Origin of the sequence: Paraburkholderia bryophila, assembly GCF_003269035.1 — a bacterium.
GTDB lineage: Bacteria > Pseudomonadota > Gammaproteobacteria > Burkholderiales > Burkholderiaceae > Paraburkholderia > Paraburkholderia bryophila.
This window is the reverse complement of record NZ_QLTK01000008.1, coordinates 134,531-152,482: the sequence shown is the minus strand read 5'-3', so window position 1 is coordinate 152,482 and position 17,952 is coordinate 134,531. Positions and strand designations below refer to the sequence as shown.

Below are 17,952 nucleotides of genomic sequence, written 5' to 3'. Positions count from 1 at the left end.
CTCGGACGGGCAGCGAATGCCCATGCCGACTCGGCTGAACGGCTAATGTTCAAGCCCGAATTGCCGGGCTATTATCCGACGACCTTACCGGACAATTACATGCAAACCAAGGAGACTCCATGAACAAGGCAGCACTCGCACTGCTCGGCGCACTGGCCGGCGTTTTGATGCACGCAGGCGTGGCCGTGGCGCAGACCGCCACCGCCGCGGCGCCTTCCCGGCTCGACGACATTCTCGCGCGCGGCACGCTGCGCGCCTGCACGACCGGCGACTACAAGCCCTACTCGTTCTATAAGCCGGACGGCCAGTTCGAGGGAATCGACATCGACATGACAGAGTCGCTCGCCAAATCGCTCGGCGTGAAGGTGGAATACGTCAAAACGTCATGGTCGAATCTGATGAACGACTTCGTCGCCAAATGCGATATCGGCATGGGCGGTGTGTCGCCCACGCTCGAACGGCAGAAGCGCGCGTTCTTCACGCAGGCGTACATGGTGGACGGCAAAACGCCGATCGTTCGCTGCGACGACATCAACAAGTATCAAACCGTCGCGCAGATCGATCAGCCGGGCACCCGTGTGATCGTCAATCCGGGCGGCACCAACGAACGGTTCGCGAAGCAATACTTTCCGCATGCGAACCTCACCGTCTATCCGGACAACGTGACGATCTTCAAGCAGATCCTGGCGGGCAAGGCCGACATCATGGTGACCGACGCATCGGAAACCTTGCTGCAGCAAAAGCTGAATCCGGGTTTGTGTTCGGTGCACCCGGACAAACCGTTCCAGTACGGCGAGAAAGCCTGGTTGCTGCCGCGCGGCGACGTGACGTTCCAGCAGTATGTCGACCAGTGGCTGCACCTTGCGCGCGCAACCGGCGAGTATCAGGCGATCTCGGACAAGTGGCTGAAGTAAAGCTGCGTGGTTGAGCGACGCGGGCCGGTTTTTTTCGGAGGCAGGTCGGCAATTCGGTACATTGATAGGGACGCATGGCTCCCGCGATCATGTAACGAAAGGCCGACGAGTTAAGCGAAGGCCGAACAACGAGGCCGGTGAACCTTTGATGAACAGTACCTCGTGACGGCTTCTCATTCGGTTCGACGTTCCGCAATGCAGCACGCCGCAGTTCGCTTTGTCGGATTAATTTCTCGCAGCGTAAAAGCCCATGTAACACAGGCGATCTTCGAGAAAAAAGATGAGCGTGCAACCATTTCATGCGGAATCGGCTGAATGGATTACGCCGCGCCATGCGTCGCGAATAGCATCAATCAGGCGTATGAAATTGCGGACAAGTCATCGGTAGTAATTACGTTTAAAACATTTTTATTTGGCAATATGTCCCGCAACGCCTTATCTGGCGGGCGTTACAACCTGAAACACTTTGTTACCGCGCTGGTAGGTTAATTCGCCCACAATGCCCTCAACGGTTTCAACACGGATGTGGCTGGGTGCGTGGTGTGAGCGGATACGATGCACTTGCCGGTCGGCGTATGCCGAAGCCCTGTGAAGGGGCATCCCTGCTGGGGCCGTAGTCGACGCTGGGGCGTCGTCTCAGTTGGTTCCTCCTTTGGTCTCCTCGCGCTAACCCCGTAGCGTGTGGTTTTTAGCGGGCTCCAGGCCCGCTTTTTTTTCGTCCGGCCAAACGTTTGCGCGGTGTGCCATTGCACCGATCAGGGCTTTTTCGCTAGCGGTCCGCGGATTGCACGCAAACAGTTTTAGCCAATCTGTTGTCTCCGGCAGCCGCGCCGCAAGGAAACTTGCCGGCGCGGCGCTCGCCTTTTGCACAACCTCAAGCGGTCTTGTCTTCCCGCAACTTCAGTTCGCTGATCATCTGTTCGCGCATGATGAATTTCTGCACTTTGCCGGTCACCGTCATGGGCAGTTCGTCGACGAAACGGATGTATTTGGGCACTTTGTAGTGCGCGATCTGCCCTTGGCAAAACTGCTGGATCTCTTCCGCCGTGGCCTGCTCACCAGAACGCAAAACCACCCAGGCGCAAACCTCCTCGCCGTATTTCGTGTCCGGCACGCCAAACACCTGCACGCTCTGGATTTTTGGGTGGCGGAACAGAAATTCCTCGATCTCGCGCGGGTAGATGTTCTCGCCGCCGCGAATCAGCATGTCTTTGAGACGGCCAACAATGTTGCAATAGCCTTCCGCGTCGAGCGTGGCCAGATCGCCGGTGTGCATCCAGCCGTCGACAATGCTTTCGCGTGTCTTCGCCTCGTCGCCCCAATAGCCTTGCATCACCGAATAGCCGCGCGTGCATAGCTCGCCGGTTTCGCCCACCGGGACGATCTCGCCGAGCGGGTCGACGATTTTCACTTCGAGGTGCGGCTGGATTCGGCCGACGGTTGTGGTTCGCTTGTCCAGCGGGTCCGTGGTCGAACTTTGGAACGACACCGGACTGGTTTCCGTCATGCCGTAGGCGATGGTGATCTCGCCCAGATGCATCTTCGAGACGACCTTTTTCATTGTCTCGATCGGGCACGGCGAACCGGCCATGATGCCGGTGCGTAGTCGCGAGAAATCGTAAGTGGCGAAATCCGGATGATCGAGTTCGGCAATGAACATGGTCGGCACGCCGTGCAGCGCGGTGCACTTTTCTTCCGCGACCGCGGCCAGCGTTGCCGCCGGGTCGAAGCCTTCGCCGGGGAACACCATGTTCGCGCCGACCGACACGCACGCCAGCACCGACAGCACCATGCCAAAGCAGTGATACAGCGGCACCGGAATACATAAGCCGTCCTGCTCGGTCAGACGCATTGCCATCGCGATGTAGCGCGCGTTGTTGACCACGTTCCTGTGCGTCAGCGTCGCCCCCTTCGGGTTGCCGGTGGTGCCGCTGGTGAACTGGATGTTGATCGGCTCATCCGCATGCAGGGTCGCACCGATCGCGTCGAGTTTCGCGATGTCGAGCGTTGCGCGACCCTGCTCGACCACTTCCGAAAACGACAGCATGCCGGGCGTCTCCGTGTCGCACATACGGATCACGATCCGAAGCCCCGGCAGGCGCGCTGCGCGCAGGTCGCCGGGCACGGCGCTCGCCAGCTCGGGCGCGAGTTCCTGCAGCATTTGCAGATACATCGACGACTTGAAGCGTTCCGCTGCAATGATCGCCTTGCAGTCCACCTTGTTCAGCGCGTATTCGAGCTCGGCGAGGCGATAGGCGGGATTGATATTCACCAAAACGGCGCCGATCCGCGCGGTGGCAAATTGCGTGAGCAGCCATTCGACGCGGTTGGGTGACCAGATCCCCACGCGGTCGCCTTTCGCAATGCCCAACGCCACCAGCCCCGACGCGAGCACATCGACTTCGTCGGCGAATTCCCGCCATGTCCAGCGGATGCCCTGCTCACGGAAAACGACAGCTGGCCGGGTCGGGAAACGCAGCGCGGTGTCCCGTAGAAACTGACTCACCGGCGCATCGCTGAGCGGGACTCGCGTGGACCCGCGCACGTAGGAGATGCCGTCTCGCGGTTCGATGAGCGCGGCTTCGTCTGCTGCCTGAGCTGCCATGATGATGTCTCCGTGAGGCAATCGTTGCTCTATTGAAATCAATTTGAAGCCGATTGTGCCACTAGCACCTCGCGCCACGGCATCAAGTCTTACCCGCACCGTCGACCGATGGTGTTACCCCGTCATGTCCTTTGCCGAATTGTGTTGCGTTCCCGACCGGGGTCATGGCGCAGGTGATTAGCGTCCCCCACCATGACGAGCGCGGCGAAGATGGCAACGCGGCTTGCTGCAAGAGGACGACGAGCACGTTGACGGTCCTGTCTGCTTGCGCCAGCCGCACGTTCGCGATGCGCTAGTCATTCGCGACTGGAAGGTGATCCGAATCGCCGCTGCCGTTTCACGCCAGTTCAGCCGGCAGCGTGACGCTCGACGACACCATGCACTCGACGCTTCGAAGGAAACTGAGATGAAAGTAGTCAGCAACACCTACCAACCCGGCATGGATACGACGGACACGCCGGCCCGACTGGATGCACCACGCTCCCTGCCGATCTCGAATTCCCGTGGGCCAACCGCCGGAGACCGCGGAGCGCACGAACCACTTGCCATTCCGTCGTCGTACGCCGTAGAGCGCCCTGCCGGCGCGCTTTCGCCGCTCATGCAACAACCAAACGTCTACCGTGACACAGACGGGAATCGATACCTCCACGACGGCGCCAGTTGGTATCCGGCCCGCTACGATGCCGACAACGGCACGCTGCGCGTCTGGCAACCGGACCGGGCTTATAAACCTCAGTATCCCGTGCGATACGATGCCGAAGGCCGCTTCACAGTGCATGACAACGTGGGTTTGAAGGGCGGGGGGCTTTTTGGCGGCGACTCGGCGAGCGTGCCCCGTTTCGGCGAAGATCGCCGCATTGCGAATCGTCGGGCGCTGGGCACTCAGCTCAACGCCATGTCGAGCGCATCCGAACCGGGCAATTACGCGAACAGCGTCAAGGTGGTGAATGAAGGACTCGCCAAGCTGGGTGTCGGACTATCCGATCAGGCTTTCGGCCGCATTTCCAGGAATCTGGAACGCGTTCAGAACGGTCACATGACGAACGCTGAGGCGTCGTCCTGCGAATACCGGATCTTTATGAACGACGCTCGCGATCCAAAGCTCTCGACGTCCGACAGGGCGTGGTCGTGCGCAGGCGCGCATTTGAATCGCTATGCGGCGGCTCCGTTTCATGCCGAGGCCGACATCGCCAACATGCACCTGAACCGCAATCAGGATGCGCTCACGCGTCTGAATATGCAGGTATTCGTTCAGAACGACCCAAAGGGGTGACGCGCTTTGGGCATGACAACACGATCGGTTTGTCACCAGCCGCGTGGAACGGAATCTGGGCGCGGATCATTTCGTGATCGATAAACAAAAAAACGGGCTCCCACGCAGGAGCCCGTCTCAATTCCTTACCGATGCACCCAAGCCCGTGGTCCGGGCTTTATCAGGTGAACGCTAACTGCCTTTAGTTCTGTCCACGCAGTTTGCGCAGACGCTGAATCGCAGCGAGCTGAGCCGTCGCATACGCCAGTTCCGCTTGTGCGGTCGCGTATTCGAGGTTCGAACCCGTGTTCTGCAGCGCTTCTTCCGCACGCTTGCGTGCATCTTCAGCCTTGGCTTCGTCGAGATCCTTGCCTCGAATCGCGGTGTCGGCGAGAACCGTCACAGCGCCCGGCTGGATTTCGAGGATGCCGCCGGCGACGAAGACAAACTCTTCTTCACCGTTTTCAGCTTCGATGCGCACCGCACCCGGACGAATCCGCGTGATCAGCGGGGTGTGGCCCGGCAGAATACCGAGTTCACCCGCTTCGCCCGGCAATGCGACGAACTTCGCCTGGCCCGAGAAGATCTGCTCTTCCGCGCTGACGACGTCTACTTTAATAGTTGCCATAACTGTCGACTCCTGTCGACGGGTTTGAGCGCTTCAGCGCTTGCTCCCGTCCCATGCAAGGCTGGGTTGAGCGTAGTAAGAAGCGCCGGCTTTGCTTAAGACCGCCGCGTGGGCAGTGGTCAAGCGCGAGGCCGGCGCCCGCTTCGTTACACCCGACCTTTACTGGATCTTCTTGGCCTTTTCGAAGGCTTCGTCGATCGTGCCGACCATGTAGAACGCTTGTTCCGGCAGGTGGTCGCACTCGCCTTCCACGATCATCTTGAAGCCACGGATCGTTTCCTTCAGCGGCACGTACTTGCCAGGCGAGCCCGTGAACACCTCAGCGACGTGGAACGGCTGCGACAGGAAACGCTGGATCTTACGAGCGCGCGCCACGGCGAGCTTGTCTTCCGGTGCCAGTTCGTCCATGCCCAGAATCGCGATAATGTCGCGCAGTTCCTTGTAGCGTTGCAGCGTTTGCTGCACGCCACGCGTGATCGCGTAGTGTTCTTCGCCGATCACGTTCGGGTCGATCTGACGCGAGGTCGAATCGAGCGGGTCGACTGCCGGGTAGATACCCAGCGAAGCGATGTCACGCGACAACACGACGGTTGCGTCCAGGTGGCCGAAAGTCGTGGCCGGCGACGGGTCGGTCAAGTCATCCGCAGGGACGTACACGGCCTGAACCGACGTGATCGAGCCGGTCTTGGTCGACGTAATACGCTCTTGCAGCTTACCCATTTCTTCAGCCAACGTAGGCTGATAGCCCACTGCCGACGGCATACGGCCGAGCAGTGCCGACACTTCCGTGCCTGCCAGCGTGAAACGGTAGATGTTGTCGACGAAGAACAGCACGTCGAGACCTTCGTCACGGAAGTGCTCAGCCATCGTCAGGCCGGTCAGCGCAACGCGCAGACGGTTGCCCGGCGGCTCGTTCATCTGGCCGTACACCAGCGCGACCTTGTCGAGAACGTTCGAGTCCTTCATTTCGTGATAGAAGTCGTTCCCTTCGCGGGTACGCTCGCCAACACCGGCGAACACGGAGTAACCACCGTGTTCCTTAGCGATGTTGTTGATCAGTTCCATCATGTTCACGGTCTTGCCCACACCGGCGCCACCGAACAGGCCAACCTTGCCGCCCTTGGCGAACGGGCAGATCAGGTCGATAACCTTGATGCCGGTTTCGAGCAGTTCGGTCGACGGCGACAGTTCGTCGAACGCCGGAGCCTTCTGGTGAATACCGCGAACCACGTCCGAGTTGATCGGGCCGGCTTCGTCGATCGGGCGACCCAGCACGTCCATGATCCGGCCCAGAGTCGGCTTGCCGACCGGCACGCTGATCGGCTTACCCGTGTTCTTCACGACCGTACCGCGACGCAGGCCGTCCGATGCACCCAGACAGATGGTACGGACAACGCCGTCGCCCAGTTGTTGCTGGACTTCGAGGGTCAGTTCCGAACCTTCGAGAATGAGCGCGTCGTAAATCTTCGGCATGTCCGAACGCGGAAATTCCACGTCGATCACCGCGCCGATGCACTGTACGATCTTGCCTTCTACCAAAGCAGTAGTACTCATCGCTTTTCCTTTAGATACTCAATTCTTCACTCGCGCAAAGGCGCAGTTTCAGTGGGCCGCCGGGGCGGTGTGCGCCACACGGGCGCACACGAGGCACTTGCCTGACGTCAAGGTCAGACAGCCGCCGCACCACCGACGATTTCCGACAGTTCTTTCGTGATCGCGGCCTGACGGCTCTTGTTGTACACAAGCTGCAGTTCATTGATGACCGTCTTCGCATTGTCCGAAGCGGCCTTCATCGCGACCATGCGTGCCGACTGCTCCGATGCCATGTTTTCCGCGACGGCCTGATAGACCAGCGCTTCGACATAACGCACCAGCAGTTCGTCCACCACTGCCTGCGCATCCGGCTCGTAGATGTAGTCCCACTGCGTGCTCGGCGTCGTGCCGTCTTCTTCCTTGCGCTCGAACTGTTCTGCCGACAGCGGCAGCAGTTGCTCGATCACCGGCTCCTGCTTCATCGTGTTGACGAAGCGCGTGTACGCGAGGTACACCGCCGAAACCTTGCCTTCCGAGTACAGGTCGAGCTGCACCTTCACCGCGCCGATCAGCTTTTCCAGATGCGGCGTATCGCCCAGATGCACGACGTTCGACACCACCTTGGCGCGCAAACGATTCAGGAAACCCAGGCCCTTGGTGCCGATCGCAGTTGCTTCGATCGTCTTGCCCTGACCTTCCAGTTCCTTGAACTTCTGCAGCGACGCACGCAGCACGTTGGTATTCATGCCGCCGCACAGACCCTTGTCGGTCGTGACGAGGATGATGCCGGCCGCCTTCGCGCCTTCGTTCGACACCATGAACGGGTGACGATACTCCGGGTTCGCACGGCTCATGTGTGCAGCGATATCGCGGACCTTGTCAGCATACGGGCGAGCAGCGCGCATGCGCTCCTGAGCGCGGCGCATCTTCGATGCGGCCACCATCTCCATCGCTTTCGTGATCTTTCGCGTGTTTTGCACGCTCTTGATCTTGCCGCGAATTTCCTTCATTCCAGCCATTGCTTGCTCCTTGTCGGCCCGAGTTAGCGTTTTGGCGCTGACTCGGGTCCCATGCAAAGCGATTGAAGCAACGCGGGAGCATTCTCATGCGGCCCGCGCCGCTTCAAGGTCCGTTTATGCCTTGCGGATCACTCGCGGATCAATAAGCGCCGGACTTCTTGAAGTCTTTGAGAGCCGTGTGCAGCAGGCCTTCGTCGTCCTTCGAGAGTTCCTTGGTATCTTCGATGCGCTTGACCAGGTCAGCGTGGCTCGCCTTCAAGTATTCGCGCAGGCCCTTTTCGAACGGCAGCACTTGCGGGACTTCCAGATCGTCGAGGTAACCGTTGTTTGCGGCGAACAGCGAGATAGCCAGTTCCCACACTTGCAGCGGTTGATACTGCGGCTGCTTCAGCAGTTCCGTCACGCGGCGGCCGCGCTCCAGTTGCTTGCGGGTCGCTTCGTCGAGGTCCGAGGCGAACTGCGCGAACGCAGCCAGTTCACGGTACTGCGCGAGGTCGGTACGGATACCGCCCGACAGCTTCTTCACGACCTTGGTCTGAGCCGCACCACCCACGCGCGACACCGACACGCCGGCGTTAATTGCCGGGCGGATACCTGCGTTGAAAAGGTCGGTTTCCAGGAAGATCTGACCGTCGGTAATCGAGATCACGTTCGTCGGAACGAACGCGGTCACGTCGCCGGCTTGCGTTTCAATGACCGGCAGTGCCGTCAGCGAACCGCTCTTACCCTTCACTTCGCCGTTCGTGAACTTCTCGACATACTCTTCCGAGACGCGCGCTGCACGTTCCAGCAGACGCGAGTGCAGATAGAACACGTCGCCCGGGTAAGCTTCACGGCCCGGCGGGCGGCGCAGCAACAGCGAGATCTGACGGTATGCCCAAGCTTGCTTGGTCAAATCGTCATACACGATCAGCGCGTCTTGACCGCGGTCGCGGAAGTATTCGCCCATCGTGCAGCCGGCGTACGGTGCGAGGTATTGCATCGCTGCCGATTCCGAAGCCGAAGCGGCCACGACGATCGTGTATTCCAGCGCGCCGGTTTCTTCCAGCTTGCGGACCACGTTCATGATCGACGACGCCTTCTGGCCGATCGCGACGTAGATACAGAAGAGGTTCTTGCCCTTCTGGTTGATGATCGCGTCGACAGCGACTGCGGTCTTGCCGCACTGGCGGTCGCCAATGATCAGCTCACGCTGGCCACGGCCAACCGGCACCATCGCGTCGATCGACTTCAGACCGGTTTGGACCGGTTCCGAAACCGACTTACGCCAGATCACGCCCGGCGCAATCTTTTCGATTGCGTCGGTCTTCTTCGCGTTGATCGGGCCTTTGCCGTCGATCGGGTTGCCGAGTGCGTCGACCACGCGGCCGAGCAGTTCCGGACCCACCGGCACTTCGAGAATGCGGCCCGTCGTCTTGACGATGTCGCCTTCCGAAATGTGTTCGTACTCACCCAGAATCACGGCGCCGACCGAGTCGCGCTCGAGGTTCAGTGCGAGACCGAAGGTGTTGCCCGGGAATTCGAGCATTTCGCCCTGCATCACTTCCGACAGGCCGTGAATACGCACGATACCGTCGGTCACGGAGATCACGGTGCCCTGGTTGCGAACGTCTGCGCTCGCGTCAAGGCCCTGGATCCGGCTCTTGATCAGCTCGCTGATCTCAGAGGGATTGAGTTGCATTATTCGCTCCTGATAGTCAATTCTGTTGCGTGCCAGCCGCTTCAGCGCGTTACGCGCTTCAGGCCGTCAGAGCCGTCTGCATGCTGGCAAGCCGCGCGCGGACCGAGGTATCGAGCACTTCGTCGCCAACTGTCACGCGCACGCCGCCGATCAACGACGAGTCGACTTCGACCGTCGGCTTCAGCTTGCGTTGGAACTTGCGTTCGAGACTTGCGACGAGTTCGTTCAATTGCGCGCCTTCGAGCGGGAATGCGCTGACGATCAGCACATCGGCCGCCCCTTCGCGGGCATTCTTCAACTCTTCGAACTGCACAGCGATTTCCGGCAGCAATTGCAGGCGATGGTTATCCACCAGCATTTGCACCAGATTCTTCGCTTGCGCGTTGTCCTTGAGCGGCGACTTGACCGCGGCCAGCAGCAGTTCGCTGACTTGGGCGCGGCTTACTTTCGGGCTCGAGGCGATCGACAGCACTTCGGGCAGACGCGCAACCTGTGCCAGCTCCTGCACGAGCGTGGACCAGGCGGCGATGTCACCAGCTTCGGCCACGCCAAACAGCGCTTCTGCGTACGGACGGGCGATGGTTGCAAGTTCGGCCATGATCAGAGCTCGGCTTTCAGTTGATTCAGCAGGTCAGCGTGAGCTGCCTGGTCGACTTCGCGCTTCAGGATCTGTTCAGCGCCCTTCACAGCGAGTGCAGCGACTTCGCCGCGCAGCGTTTCGCGCGCCTTCACGACTTGCTGGTCCGCGTCGGCCTTCGCTTGCGCGATGATGCGAGCGGCTTCAGCGTGTGCTTGAGCCTTGATTTCGTCAGCGACTGCCACAGCACGCTTTTCTGCGTCGGCAATGCGTTGCTGACCGTCGTTGCGTGCCTGAGCGAGTTCCTGGTCGACGCGCTTGTGAGCGGCTTCGAGTTCAGCCTTGCCCTTTTCAGCAGCCGACAAACCGTCAGCAATCTTCTTCGAGCGCTCGTCGAGGGCGTTGATCAACGGCGGCCACACGAACTTCATCGTGAACCACGCGAGGATCAGGAACACGACCATTTGCGCAAACAGGGTTGCGTTGAGATTCACGGTGTTTCCTTAAACGTTGCTAGTTCGGAAAGTGAAACGGCAAGGCGCTCATCGATTCTGTATTCGATCAGCGCCCAAGTGCCCGTTCCGCCCTGCGCCCTTACTAGTTATAGCTCAGGCGCAAACTTCCGAGGAACCTCAGCCTGCCAGCTTCGACAGCAGCGGGTTCGCGAACGCGAACAGCATTGCCACACCAACGCCAATCAGGAACGCCGCATCGATCAGACCAGCCAGCAGGAACATCTTGGTTTGCAGCGGGTTCATCAATTCCGGCTGACGTGCACATGCTTCGATGTACTTGCCACCCATCAGGCCGATACCGATACAGGCGCCGATTGCACCCAGGCCGATGATGATGCCGATACCGATGGCGGTCAGACCCTGGATGTTGGCGATGAAAGCTTGCATGATCACTCCTTTGTGAAAAGTCTTTTAGAACTGGTTGGAACTGGGATTTAAAAAACTAAAGCTAAACCAAAAACTATTCGTGACGCGCAGCCGCTACTAGTGGGTATCGTGAGCCTGGCCGATGTACACCAGCGTCAGCATCATGAAAATGAACGCCTGCAGCAGAACGATCAAGATGTGGAAGATCGCCCAAACCGTGCCTGCGATCACATGGCCGATGAAGCCAAGCACCGTCACGTCCGCGCCGAAACCCCACATGCTGCCGAGCAGGGCAATCAGCAGGAACAACAGTTCGCCCGCATACATGTTGCCGAACAGCCGCATGCCGAGCGAGACCGTCTTGGCGACGAACTCGATGATGTTCAGTGCAAGGTTCGGGATCCACAACAGCGGATGCGCGCCGAACGGAGCGGACAGCAGTTCATGCACGAAGCCGCCCGCGCCCTTGATCTTGAAGTTGTAGTAAATCATCAGCGCGAACACACCGAGGGCGATGCCGAGCGTGCCGTTCAGGTCGGCGGTCGGCACGATACGGTGGTGCGGGATGACTTCGGACAGACCCAGCAGGCCAATCACCTTGCCCGGCAGGTCCACAGGGATAAAGTCGAGCGAGTTCATCAGCGCGACCCAGACGAACACGGTCAGGGCCAACGGCGCGATGAAAGTGCGCGAGCCGTGGATCATCGACTTCGATTGATCCTCGACCATTTCGACCAGCATTTCGATGGCGCATTGGAAACGGCCCGGCACGCCGGACGTTGCCTTGCGGGCCGCGAGATGCAGAATGAAGATGGTGGCCAGACCACAAACGATCGACCAGAAAAGGGTGTCCAGATTCCACACGTGAATGTCGAAAATCGACGTCTGATGCGCGGTGGAAAAGTTCTGCAAGTGGTGCGCGATGTACTCGGACGGATCCATTGCGCGCGTGCCTTCGCTAGCTGCCATATCGTTAAAGCCACCCAAATTGTCGAAAATCGTCTTAGGCCGTTCCCGCCGCAATACTGTTTTGCGGGAACACGCCGGGTGCGGATCGTGTCATATCCGCACTCCTGATGCCGGCGCTGCGCGCCAGCGTGAATTTTGTACTGCTTTTGTTCCTGCACCCTTAGCGCCAGGCTAAGGCGATCCAGTACGTCTTGAGCGCGACGAGGTAGGTCACGAGCAGCGGCACCCAGCTTACGTCGTGATACCAGAAGGCGATGACTACAAACATCGCGATCGTTGTCCCCATCTTGAGCGCTTCGCCAATCATCCAGCTCATGGCTGTTGTGGCGCCGCTCAGCGTTCTAAGTCGTGCCGCGAACAACGCGCTCGGCACCCAGCAGATCGCTCCCCCCAGGAATGCGGACAGCGCAGCATCGCCCGGCGGCTTATAGAACAGCCACCACAGCAGCGTCGCACCCAGGGACAAAACCATTTGCGCCGCCACGACCTTGAAAGGCGTAACGCGCGATGGACGACTCACATTCGGACCAAACAGCTTTTCAGCTTCGGTCCGCGTGAGCGGAACGATATTGTTATCTTGCTGCTCGACATCCCACGCTTCGTCAGAAGGGACTTGCTGACCGGTGGACGCAACGGAAGCGATGCGTTCAGCGGGTTCGTCGTGCCCATTCTTCGGCGCTTGATTCGACGTTTTGACCGCCATTGCAGTGTTCCGAAAGTCTTATTCCAGCCCGCCAGCTTACGCTGCGCTTACGGGGTTGCCGTGCAATTAAATCCGGGCGATTGTAAGCGATAGTTGCAGGCAATTCAAGACTTTAGGCCGTTCAATAAGCTGCGTGAAACCGATCCTCACGATGCGGGAATGGCGGCCTGGCGGGGCAAAACGCGCCAAATGTAAGGCGGCTCGGGGGTGGCAAAACATGCGTATTGAATCGCGTCAATTTGCGCCCGCGCAAACGGCCCTTTAGCGCTGTAATGGCCGTCTCGAAAATGCAACAAACGCGGATTTTTGCGCGCGTGGGTGGACAGGTGGAGCGGCGTTGGGTAAGCGAACGGCTTTGTGGATCGGGTTAGCTGAAAAGGCCAGGCGCGAGAGCCATGAGGATTCCAACGCGCGGCGCAGTGCGATCACGGGGAGGCCTCGACAATGACAGCACAGGCCGGGCTACACACTTCCGGAATCCTGATTAATCGACTGGAATTTAATTAGGATTCCAGTGCGCTTCAAAAGGAGGGACCGATCCCTGCAGCGTACCGCCCTACTCCGTCGGGCTTGATAACCCGGCACAGGGCGCCAAATAGCTTGCGCGCGAAATCCGGCCCGAGATCCGCGTCGCAAACCAACGACTCAACCCGCCAATCAAACCGCTGCGGTGTTGCCGCGCAACCGCACGAGAATGCCTTCCAGCGCGTCCAGATCGCCGAAGTCGACCAGCACTTGCCCTCGCCCGCGCCGGCCGAGTTTGATCTTCACCGTCGCCGCCAGCAAATCGGACAGCTCTTCCTCGAGCCGCCGCGTGTCGCGACCGCCGTCCGGGTTGGCGCGCGCCTTTACCGCCGGCGCGGCCTTGGTGGTCGTCGTGACCAGCTTCTCGGTCTCGCGGACCGACATGCGTTTATTGACGACCTGATTGGCCAATGTAATCTGCGTCGCGGCATCCACGGCCAACAACGCGCGCGCATGACCCATGTCGAGGTCACCGGCAAGCAGCATGGTCTGTACCGGCGACGCCAGGTTCAGCAAGCGCAGCAGATTCGACACCGCACTGCGCGAACGCCCCACCGACTCCGCCGCCTGCTCGTGCGTGAAATTGAACTCGTCGAGCAGGCGCTGGATGCCTTGCGCTTCTTCGAGCGGATTCAGATCTTCGCGCTGGATGTTCTCGATCAGCGCCATTGCGGCGGCGGCCTGATCCGGCACGTCCTTGACGAGCACCGGCACTTCGCTCAGACCGGCAAGACGCGCCGCGCGGAACCGCCGTTCGCCGGCGATGATCTCGTATCTGTCCGCCGACACGGGGCGCACCAGGATCGGTTGCATCAAACCCTGAGCGCGAATACTCGCCGCCAGTTCCTGCAGCGCGCCTTCGTCCATGCGCGTGCGCGGCTGATACTTGCCCGCCTGCATCTTGCTAAGCGGCAGCACGTTCGGCGCGCCTTCAATGGCAACGGCCTCGGTAATATCCGCGCTGCCACCCAGCAGTGCCTCAAGGCCGCGACCCAATCCCTTCTTTCTCGCTACTGCGTTCATCGTGCTCCCTCGATCCGCTTAGGATGCCTGGGGCGCGTCGTTCAACGCGCGCACCCGCTCAATCATTTCCGCGCCGAACTGCACGTACGCCTGCGCACCGCGCGACGCACGGTCGAACACCACGCCTGGCAAACCGTAGCTGGGCGCCTCGGCCAGACGCACGTTGCGCGGGATCACCGCATCGAATACCTTGTCGCCGAAATGCTCTTTCAGTTGATCGGAGACTTGCTGTTGCAGCGTGATGCGCGGATCGAACATGACGCGCAACAGGCCGATCACCTTCAGGTCGCGGTTGAGGTTGGCATGCACCTGCTTGATGGTGTTGACCAGATCCGACAGACCTTCGAGCGCGAAGTACTCGCACTGCATCGGAATCACGACGCCGTGTGCGGCGCACAGGCCATTGAGCGTCAGCAGCGACAAAGCCGGCGGACAGTCGATCAGCACGAAATCGTATTCGCCCTCGACCGCGGCAAGCGCGTTCTTCAATTGACGTTCACGGTTCTGGACGCTGACCAGCTCGACCTCGGCGCCGGCGAGTTCGCGATTCGCCGGCAGCACGTCATAGCCGACCGCTTCGGGACGCACTCGCGCATCGATGACGGCGACGCCATCCACGAGCACTTCATAAACCGTATTTGCGCAAGCGGCCTTGTCGATGCCGCTGCCCATCGTGGCATTGCCCTGCGGGTCCAGGTCGATGAGAAGGACACGCTGTCCCTGCGCTGCCAAGCTCGCGGCCAGATTGACTGTGGTCGTCGTCTTACCGACGCCGCCTTTCTGGTTCGCAACGCAGAAGATTTTTGCCATCGTTGGTGTATCCCTTTTGCTGCCTGGATGAAGTAAGTAAAGCTTGCTGCTGGTACGACGTGTGGCTGATCGCTCGTGGCTAAGGTAATGGCCAAGTCGGGAATCAGCGGCTGTCAGTTGGCCGCGTCCACCCGCACCTTGATCAGATGCCGTTCGGCGTCGAGCGACGGCACATTCAGCCGGATGATCTGTTCCGCGTGGGCGCCCGCAGGTAGGCGCTCGATCTCGCCTTCCGGGCGCACACCTTTCATGGCCCAGATCGCACCCTGCTCCGCCACCAGATGACGGGCCAGTGTAACGAAATCCGAGAGCTCTGCGAATGCGCGCGAGACGATTACGTCAAACTTTGCGGGTACTTCGACGCCCGGCTGCAAAGTCTCGACGCGGCCGGTCACCACCGACAGATTCGGCAGACCGAGTTCGGCCTTGGCCTGCGACTGAAACGCCGTCTTCTTATGAACGATGTCGTTCACGGTAACGGTCCATTCAGGCAGAACGATTGCCAGCACGATACCCGGCAAACCGCCACCGGAGCCAACGTCGAGCACCGACGACGGGCCGCACGGCGCCAGATGCGGCACGATCGATAGTGAATCGAGAATGTGCTGGATCAGCATCTGTCGCGGGTCGCGAATGGCCGTCAGGTTGTAGACGGCATTCCACTTCAACAGCAACGCGACGTAGTCGAGCAGCTTGCCAAGCTGGGCATCGCTCAATTCAAGGCCGAGGTCGCGAACGCCCTCTTCCAGCAATGGCGCCAACGCTTCCCGACCGCTTCCCTTCTGGCTTACCGTCATTGCGTCACCGGCGTGCTGTCGGTGCCGGGTTCGGCGGGTTTCGTCGAACGACGTCCCAAGCCGCGCTTCAGATGAACCATCAGCAACGAGATCGCCGCTGGCGTGATGCCCGAAATGCGCGATGCCTGGCCGATCGTTTCAGGACGGAATTGCGTCAGCTTCTGGCACGCTTCGAACGACAGCCCTCGCACTTCTGCGTAGTCCAATCCGTCCGGCAAACGCGTGCCTTCATGCGCTTCATTGCGTTCAATCTCGCCGGCCTGACGGTCGATATAGCCCTGATATTTGATGCCGATCTCGATCTGCTCCTTGATCTGAGCGAGCAGCACGTCGTCTTCCGCCAGGATTTCCGGCGCAGCGCAGGCGCCCGCACGCAGACCGCAGACACCGTCGTACGAGACACCCGGACGGCGCAGCAGATCGGCCAAACTGTACTCATGGTCGATTGGCTTGCCGAGCAGCGCGGTCGCTTCGTCGGCCGATAACGTCTTAGGATTGACCCACGTCGTGCGAAGTCGCTCTGTTTCACGTGAAACAGCATCGCGCTTGCGACTGAACGCGTCCCAACGGACGTCGTCGACCACGCCAAGCTCGCGGCCCATCTCCGTCAAACGCATATCGGCATTGTCTTCGCGAAGGCTGAGACGATACTCCGCGCGGCTCGTGAACATGCGATACGGCTCCGACACACCACGCGTGACCAGATCATCGACCAGAACGCCGAGGTAAGCCTGATCGCGACGTGGGCACCACGCTTCCTTGCCCTGTACAAATAGACCTGCGTTAATACCGGCCAGCAGGCCTTGCGCCGCCGCTTCTTCGTAGCCGGTCGTGCCGTTGATCTGCCCCGCGAAGAACAAACCGCTGATCACCTTCGTTTCCAGCGACGCCTTCAGCCCGCGCGGATCGAAGTAGTCGTACTCAATGGCATAGCCGGGGCGCAGGATATGCGCGTGTTCCAGACCGCGCATCGAGCGCACCAACTCCAACTGCACGTCGAACGGCAAGCTCGTCGAAATCCCGTTCGGGTAGTACTCGTTGGTCGTCAGCCCTTCCGGTTCCAGGAAAATCTGATGCGATTCTTTCGACGCAAACCGATGAATCTTGTCCTCGATCGACGGGCAATAGCGCGGCCCTACCCCTTCGATCACGCCCGTGTACATCGGCGAACGATCAAGGCCGCCGCGGATGATGTCATGCGTCCGCTCGTTCGTATGCGTGACCCAGCACGGCACTTGCCGCGGATGCTGCTCGACCCGCCCGAGAAACGAGAACACCGGCACCGGATCCAGATCGCCCGGTTGCTCTTCGAGCTTCGAAAAGTCGATCGTGCGGCCGTCGATACGCGGCGGCGTCCCGGTCTTGAGGCGCCCTTGCGGCAACTTCAATTCCTTCAGGCGCGCGGACAGCGACACCGAAGCCGGATCGCCGGCACGGCCGCCGGTGTAGTTGTTCAAGCCCACGTGAATCTTGCCGTCGAGGAACGTCCCGGCCGTCAGCACCACAGCGCGTGCGCGGAACTGAATCCCCACTTGCGTCACCGCGCCGACCACACGATCGCCCTCCACCATCAGATCGTCGACCGCCTGCTGGAACAGCCACAGGTTCGGCTGATTCTCCAGCCGATGTCGGATCGCCTGCTTGTACAGCAGCCGGTCGGCTTGGGCGCGCGTGGCCCGAACGGCCGGTCCTTTAGACGAATTGAGAATGCGGAACTGGATACCGCCCTCGTCCGTCGCGGCCGCCATTGCACCGCCGAGCGCGTCGACTTCCTTAACCAGATGGCCTTTGCCAATGCCGCCAATCGACGGATTGCAGCTCATCTGGCCGAGGGTTTCGATGTTGTGGGTCAGCAGGAGCGTGGTATTGCCCATGCGCGCCGAAGCCAATGCGGCCTCGGTGCCGGCATGACCGCCGCCGACGACAATTACGTCAAATTCTGTGGGAAAGAGCATCGCGGATCTCACGCCAGATCGTCGCGTGAGCCTTCAAAAGGAAAATGGTTGGGCGAATTATAGCGGGTTCGGTTTAGGCC

General features: G+C 60.2%; 17 protein-coding genes. 3 read left to right on the top strand and 14 right to left on the bottom strand.

Annotated elements, in window-relative coordinates:
* Positions 1–119: 119 nt before the first annotated feature.
* Both BX591_RS15370 and BX591_RS36480 read left to right on the top strand, forming a co-directional pair.
* Positions 120–914 carry a transporter substrate-binding domain-containing protein gene (locus tag BX591_RS15370; protein WP_111932272.1) on the top strand — a complete coding sequence of 265 codons (795 nt, stop codon included), beginning with the start codon at positions 120–122 and terminating at the stop codon, positions 912–914.
* A 315-nt stretch (positions 915–1,229) separates the two neighbouring features.
* On the top strand, positions 1,230–1,403 hold the full coding sequence (locus tag BX591_RS36480) for a hypothetical protein (RefSeq protein WP_167444559.1): 174 nt from the start codon (positions 1,230–1,232) through the stop codon (positions 1,401–1,403).
* A gap of 385 nt (positions 1,404–1,788) precedes the next feature.
* On the opposite strand, the gene BX591_RS15365 is transcribed toward BX591_RS36480, so the two are convergent.
* Positions 1,789–3,519, bottom strand: coding sequence for an AMP-binding protein (locus BX591_RS15365; RefSeq protein ID WP_111932271.1), 1,731 nt, complete (start codon positions 3,517–3,519; stop codon positions 1,789–1,791).
* Between the two features lie 406 nt (positions 3,520–3,925).
* On the opposite strand from BX591_RS15365, the gene BX591_RS15355 reads away from it, so the two are divergent.
* Entirely contained in the window at positions 3,926–4,792 is an 867-nt protein-coding gene (locus BX591_RS15355) for a hypothetical protein (RefSeq protein WP_146749771.1), read from the top strand.
* 181 nt (positions 4,793–4,973) lie between these two features.
* On the opposite strand, the gene BX591_RS15350 is transcribed toward BX591_RS15355, so the two are convergent.
* The 13 genes from BX591_RS15350 to mnmG all read right to left on the bottom strand — a co-directional run bounded on the left by BX591_RS15350 (position 4,974) and on the right by mnmG (position 17,872).
* Positions 4,974–5,399 (bottom strand): F0F1 ATP synthase subunit epsilon, encoded by a 426-nt coding sequence (locus BX591_RS15350; protein WP_012434800.1) that lies wholly within the window; start codon positions 5,397–5,399, stop codon positions 4,974–4,976.
* 159 nt (positions 5,400–5,558) lie between these two features.
* Positions 5,559–6,953, bottom strand: a complete 1,395-nt coding sequence (atpD, locus tag BX591_RS15345; RefSeq protein WP_035554361.1) for a F0F1 ATP synthase subunit beta — start codon at positions 6,951–6,953, stop codon at positions 5,559–5,561.
* Between the two features lie 113 nt (positions 6,954–7,066).
* On the bottom strand, positions 7,067–7,951 hold the full coding sequence (atpG, locus tag BX591_RS15340) for a F0F1 ATP synthase subunit gamma (RefSeq protein ID WP_105510153.1): 885 nt from the start codon (positions 7,949–7,951) through the stop codon (positions 7,067–7,069).
* 139 nt (positions 7,952–8,090) lie between these two features.
* Entirely contained in the window at positions 8,091–9,632 is a 1,542-nt protein-coding gene (gene atpA, locus BX591_RS15335; protein ID WP_111932269.1) for a F0F1 ATP synthase subunit alpha, read from the bottom strand.
* Positions 9,633–9,690: 58 nt separating this feature from the next.
* The gene (locus BX591_RS15330) at positions 9,691–10,230 is read right to left on the bottom strand and encodes a F0F1 ATP synthase subunit delta (protein WP_074762539.1); all 540 of its coding nucleotides are present in this window, start codon (positions 10,228–10,230) and stop codon (positions 9,691–9,693) included.
* A gap of 2 nt (positions 10,231–10,232) precedes the next feature.
* Positions 10,233–10,703: a F0F1 ATP synthase subunit B gene (locus tag BX591_RS15325; protein ID WP_111932268.1), complete on the bottom strand. Its 471-nt coding sequence runs from the start codon at positions 10,701–10,703 to the stop codon at positions 10,233–10,235.
* 138 nt (positions 10,704–10,841) lie between these two features.
* Positions 10,842–11,111 (bottom strand): F0F1 ATP synthase subunit C, encoded by a 270-nt coding sequence (gene atpE, locus BX591_RS15320; protein ID WP_007180033.1) that lies wholly within the window; start codon positions 11,109–11,111, stop codon positions 10,842–10,844.
* A gap of 96 nt (positions 11,112–11,207) precedes the next feature.
* Positions 11,208–12,059, bottom strand: coding sequence for a F0F1 ATP synthase subunit A (atpB, locus tag BX591_RS15315; RefSeq protein ID WP_105510157.1), 852 nt, complete (start codon positions 12,057–12,059; stop codon positions 11,208–11,210).
* A 160-nt stretch (positions 12,060–12,219) separates the two neighbouring features.
* Positions 12,220–12,762: an ATP synthase subunit I gene (locus BX591_RS15310; protein WP_111932267.1), complete on the bottom strand. Its 543-nt coding sequence runs from the start codon at positions 12,760–12,762 to the stop codon at positions 12,220–12,222.
* 657 nt (positions 12,763–13,419) lie between these two features.
* The gene (locus BX591_RS15305; RefSeq protein ID WP_111932266.1) at positions 13,420–14,310 is read right to left on the bottom strand and encodes a ParB/RepB/Spo0J family partition protein; all 891 of its coding nucleotides are present in this window, start codon (positions 14,308–14,310) and stop codon (positions 13,420–13,422) included.
* An 18-nt stretch (positions 14,311–14,328) separates the two neighbouring features.
* Positions 14,329–15,120, bottom strand: coding sequence for a ParA family protein (locus tag BX591_RS15300; protein WP_111932265.1), 792 nt, complete (start codon positions 15,118–15,120; stop codon positions 14,329–14,331).
* Between the two features lie 113 nt (positions 15,121–15,233).
* Entirely contained in the window at positions 15,234–15,917 is a 684-nt protein-coding gene (rsmG, locus tag BX591_RS15295) for a 16S rRNA (guanine(527)-N(7))-methyltransferase RsmG (RefSeq protein WP_111932264.1), read from the bottom strand.
* The gene (mnmG, locus tag BX591_RS15290) at positions 15,914–17,872 is read right to left on the bottom strand and encodes a tRNA uridine-5-carboxymethylaminomethyl(34) synthesis enzyme MnmG (protein WP_111932263.1); all 1,959 of its coding nucleotides are present in this window, start codon (positions 17,870–17,872) and stop codon (positions 15,914–15,916) included. Before mnmG ends, rsmG begins: the two co-directional genes overlap by 4 nt.
* Positions 17,873–17,952 lie beyond the last annotated feature (80 nt).

Bases quoted from the DNA above. Each gene is read 5' to 3' on its own strand.
- rsmG (WP_111932264.1), bottom strand. From the start codon at position 15,917: ATGACGGTAAGCCAGAAGGGAAGCGGTCGGGAAGCGTTGGCGCCATTG.
- atpE (WP_007180033.1), bottom strand. From the start codon at position 11,111: ATGCAAGCTTTCATCGCCAACATCCAGGGTCTGACCGCCATCGGTATC.
- atpG (WP_105510153.1), bottom strand. From the start codon at position 7,951: ATGGCTGGAATGAAGGAAATTCGCGGCAAGATCAAGAGCGTGCAAAAC.
- BX591_RS15310 (WP_111932267.1), bottom strand. From the start codon at position 12,762: ATGGCGGTCAAAACGTCGAATCAAGCGCCGAAGAATGGGCACGACGAA.
- BX591_RS15355 (WP_146749771.1), top strand. From the start codon at position 3,926: ATGAAAGTAGTCAGCAACACCTACCAACCCGGCATGGATACGACGGAC.
- BX591_RS15300 (WP_111932265.1), bottom strand. From the start codon at position 15,120: ATGGCAAAAATCTTCTGCGTTGCGAACCAGAAAGGCGGCGTCGGTAAG.
- mnmG (WP_111932263.1), bottom strand. From the start codon at position 17,872: ATGCTCTTTCCCACAGAATTTGACGTAATTGTCGTCGGCGGCGGTCAT.
- BX591_RS15350 (WP_012434800.1), bottom strand. From the start codon at position 5,399: ATGGCAACTATTAAAGTAGACGTCGTCAGCGCGGAAGAGCAGATCTTC.
- BX591_RS15370 (WP_111932272.1), top strand. From the start codon at position 120: ATGAACAAGGCAGCACTCGCACTGCTCGGCGCACTGGCCGGCGTTTTG.
- BX591_RS15330 (WP_074762539.1), bottom strand. From the start codon at position 10,230: ATGGCCGAACTTGCAACCATCGCCCGTCCGTACGCAGAAGCGCTGTTT.
- atpB (WP_105510157.1), bottom strand. From the start codon at position 12,059: ATGGCAGCTAGCGAAGGCACGCGCGCAATGGATCCGTCCGAGTACATC.
- BX591_RS15365 (WP_111932271.1), bottom strand. From the start codon at position 3,519: ATGGCAGCTCAGGCAGCAGACGAAGCCGCGCTCATCGAACCGCGAGAC.
- BX591_RS36480 (WP_167444559.1), top strand. From the start codon at position 1,230: ATGGATTACGCCGCGCCATGCGTCGCGAATAGCATCAATCAGGCGTAT.
- atpA (WP_111932269.1), bottom strand. From the start codon at position 9,632: ATGCAACTCAATCCCTCTGAGATCAGCGAGCTGATCAAGAGCCGGATC.
- atpD (WP_035554361.1), bottom strand. From the start codon at position 6,953: ATGAGTACTACTGCTTTGGTAGAAGGCAAGATCGTACAGTGCATCGGC.
- BX591_RS15305 (WP_111932266.1), bottom strand. From the start codon at position 14,310: ATGAACGCAGTAGCGAGAAAGAAGGGATTGGGTCGCGGCCTTGAGGCA.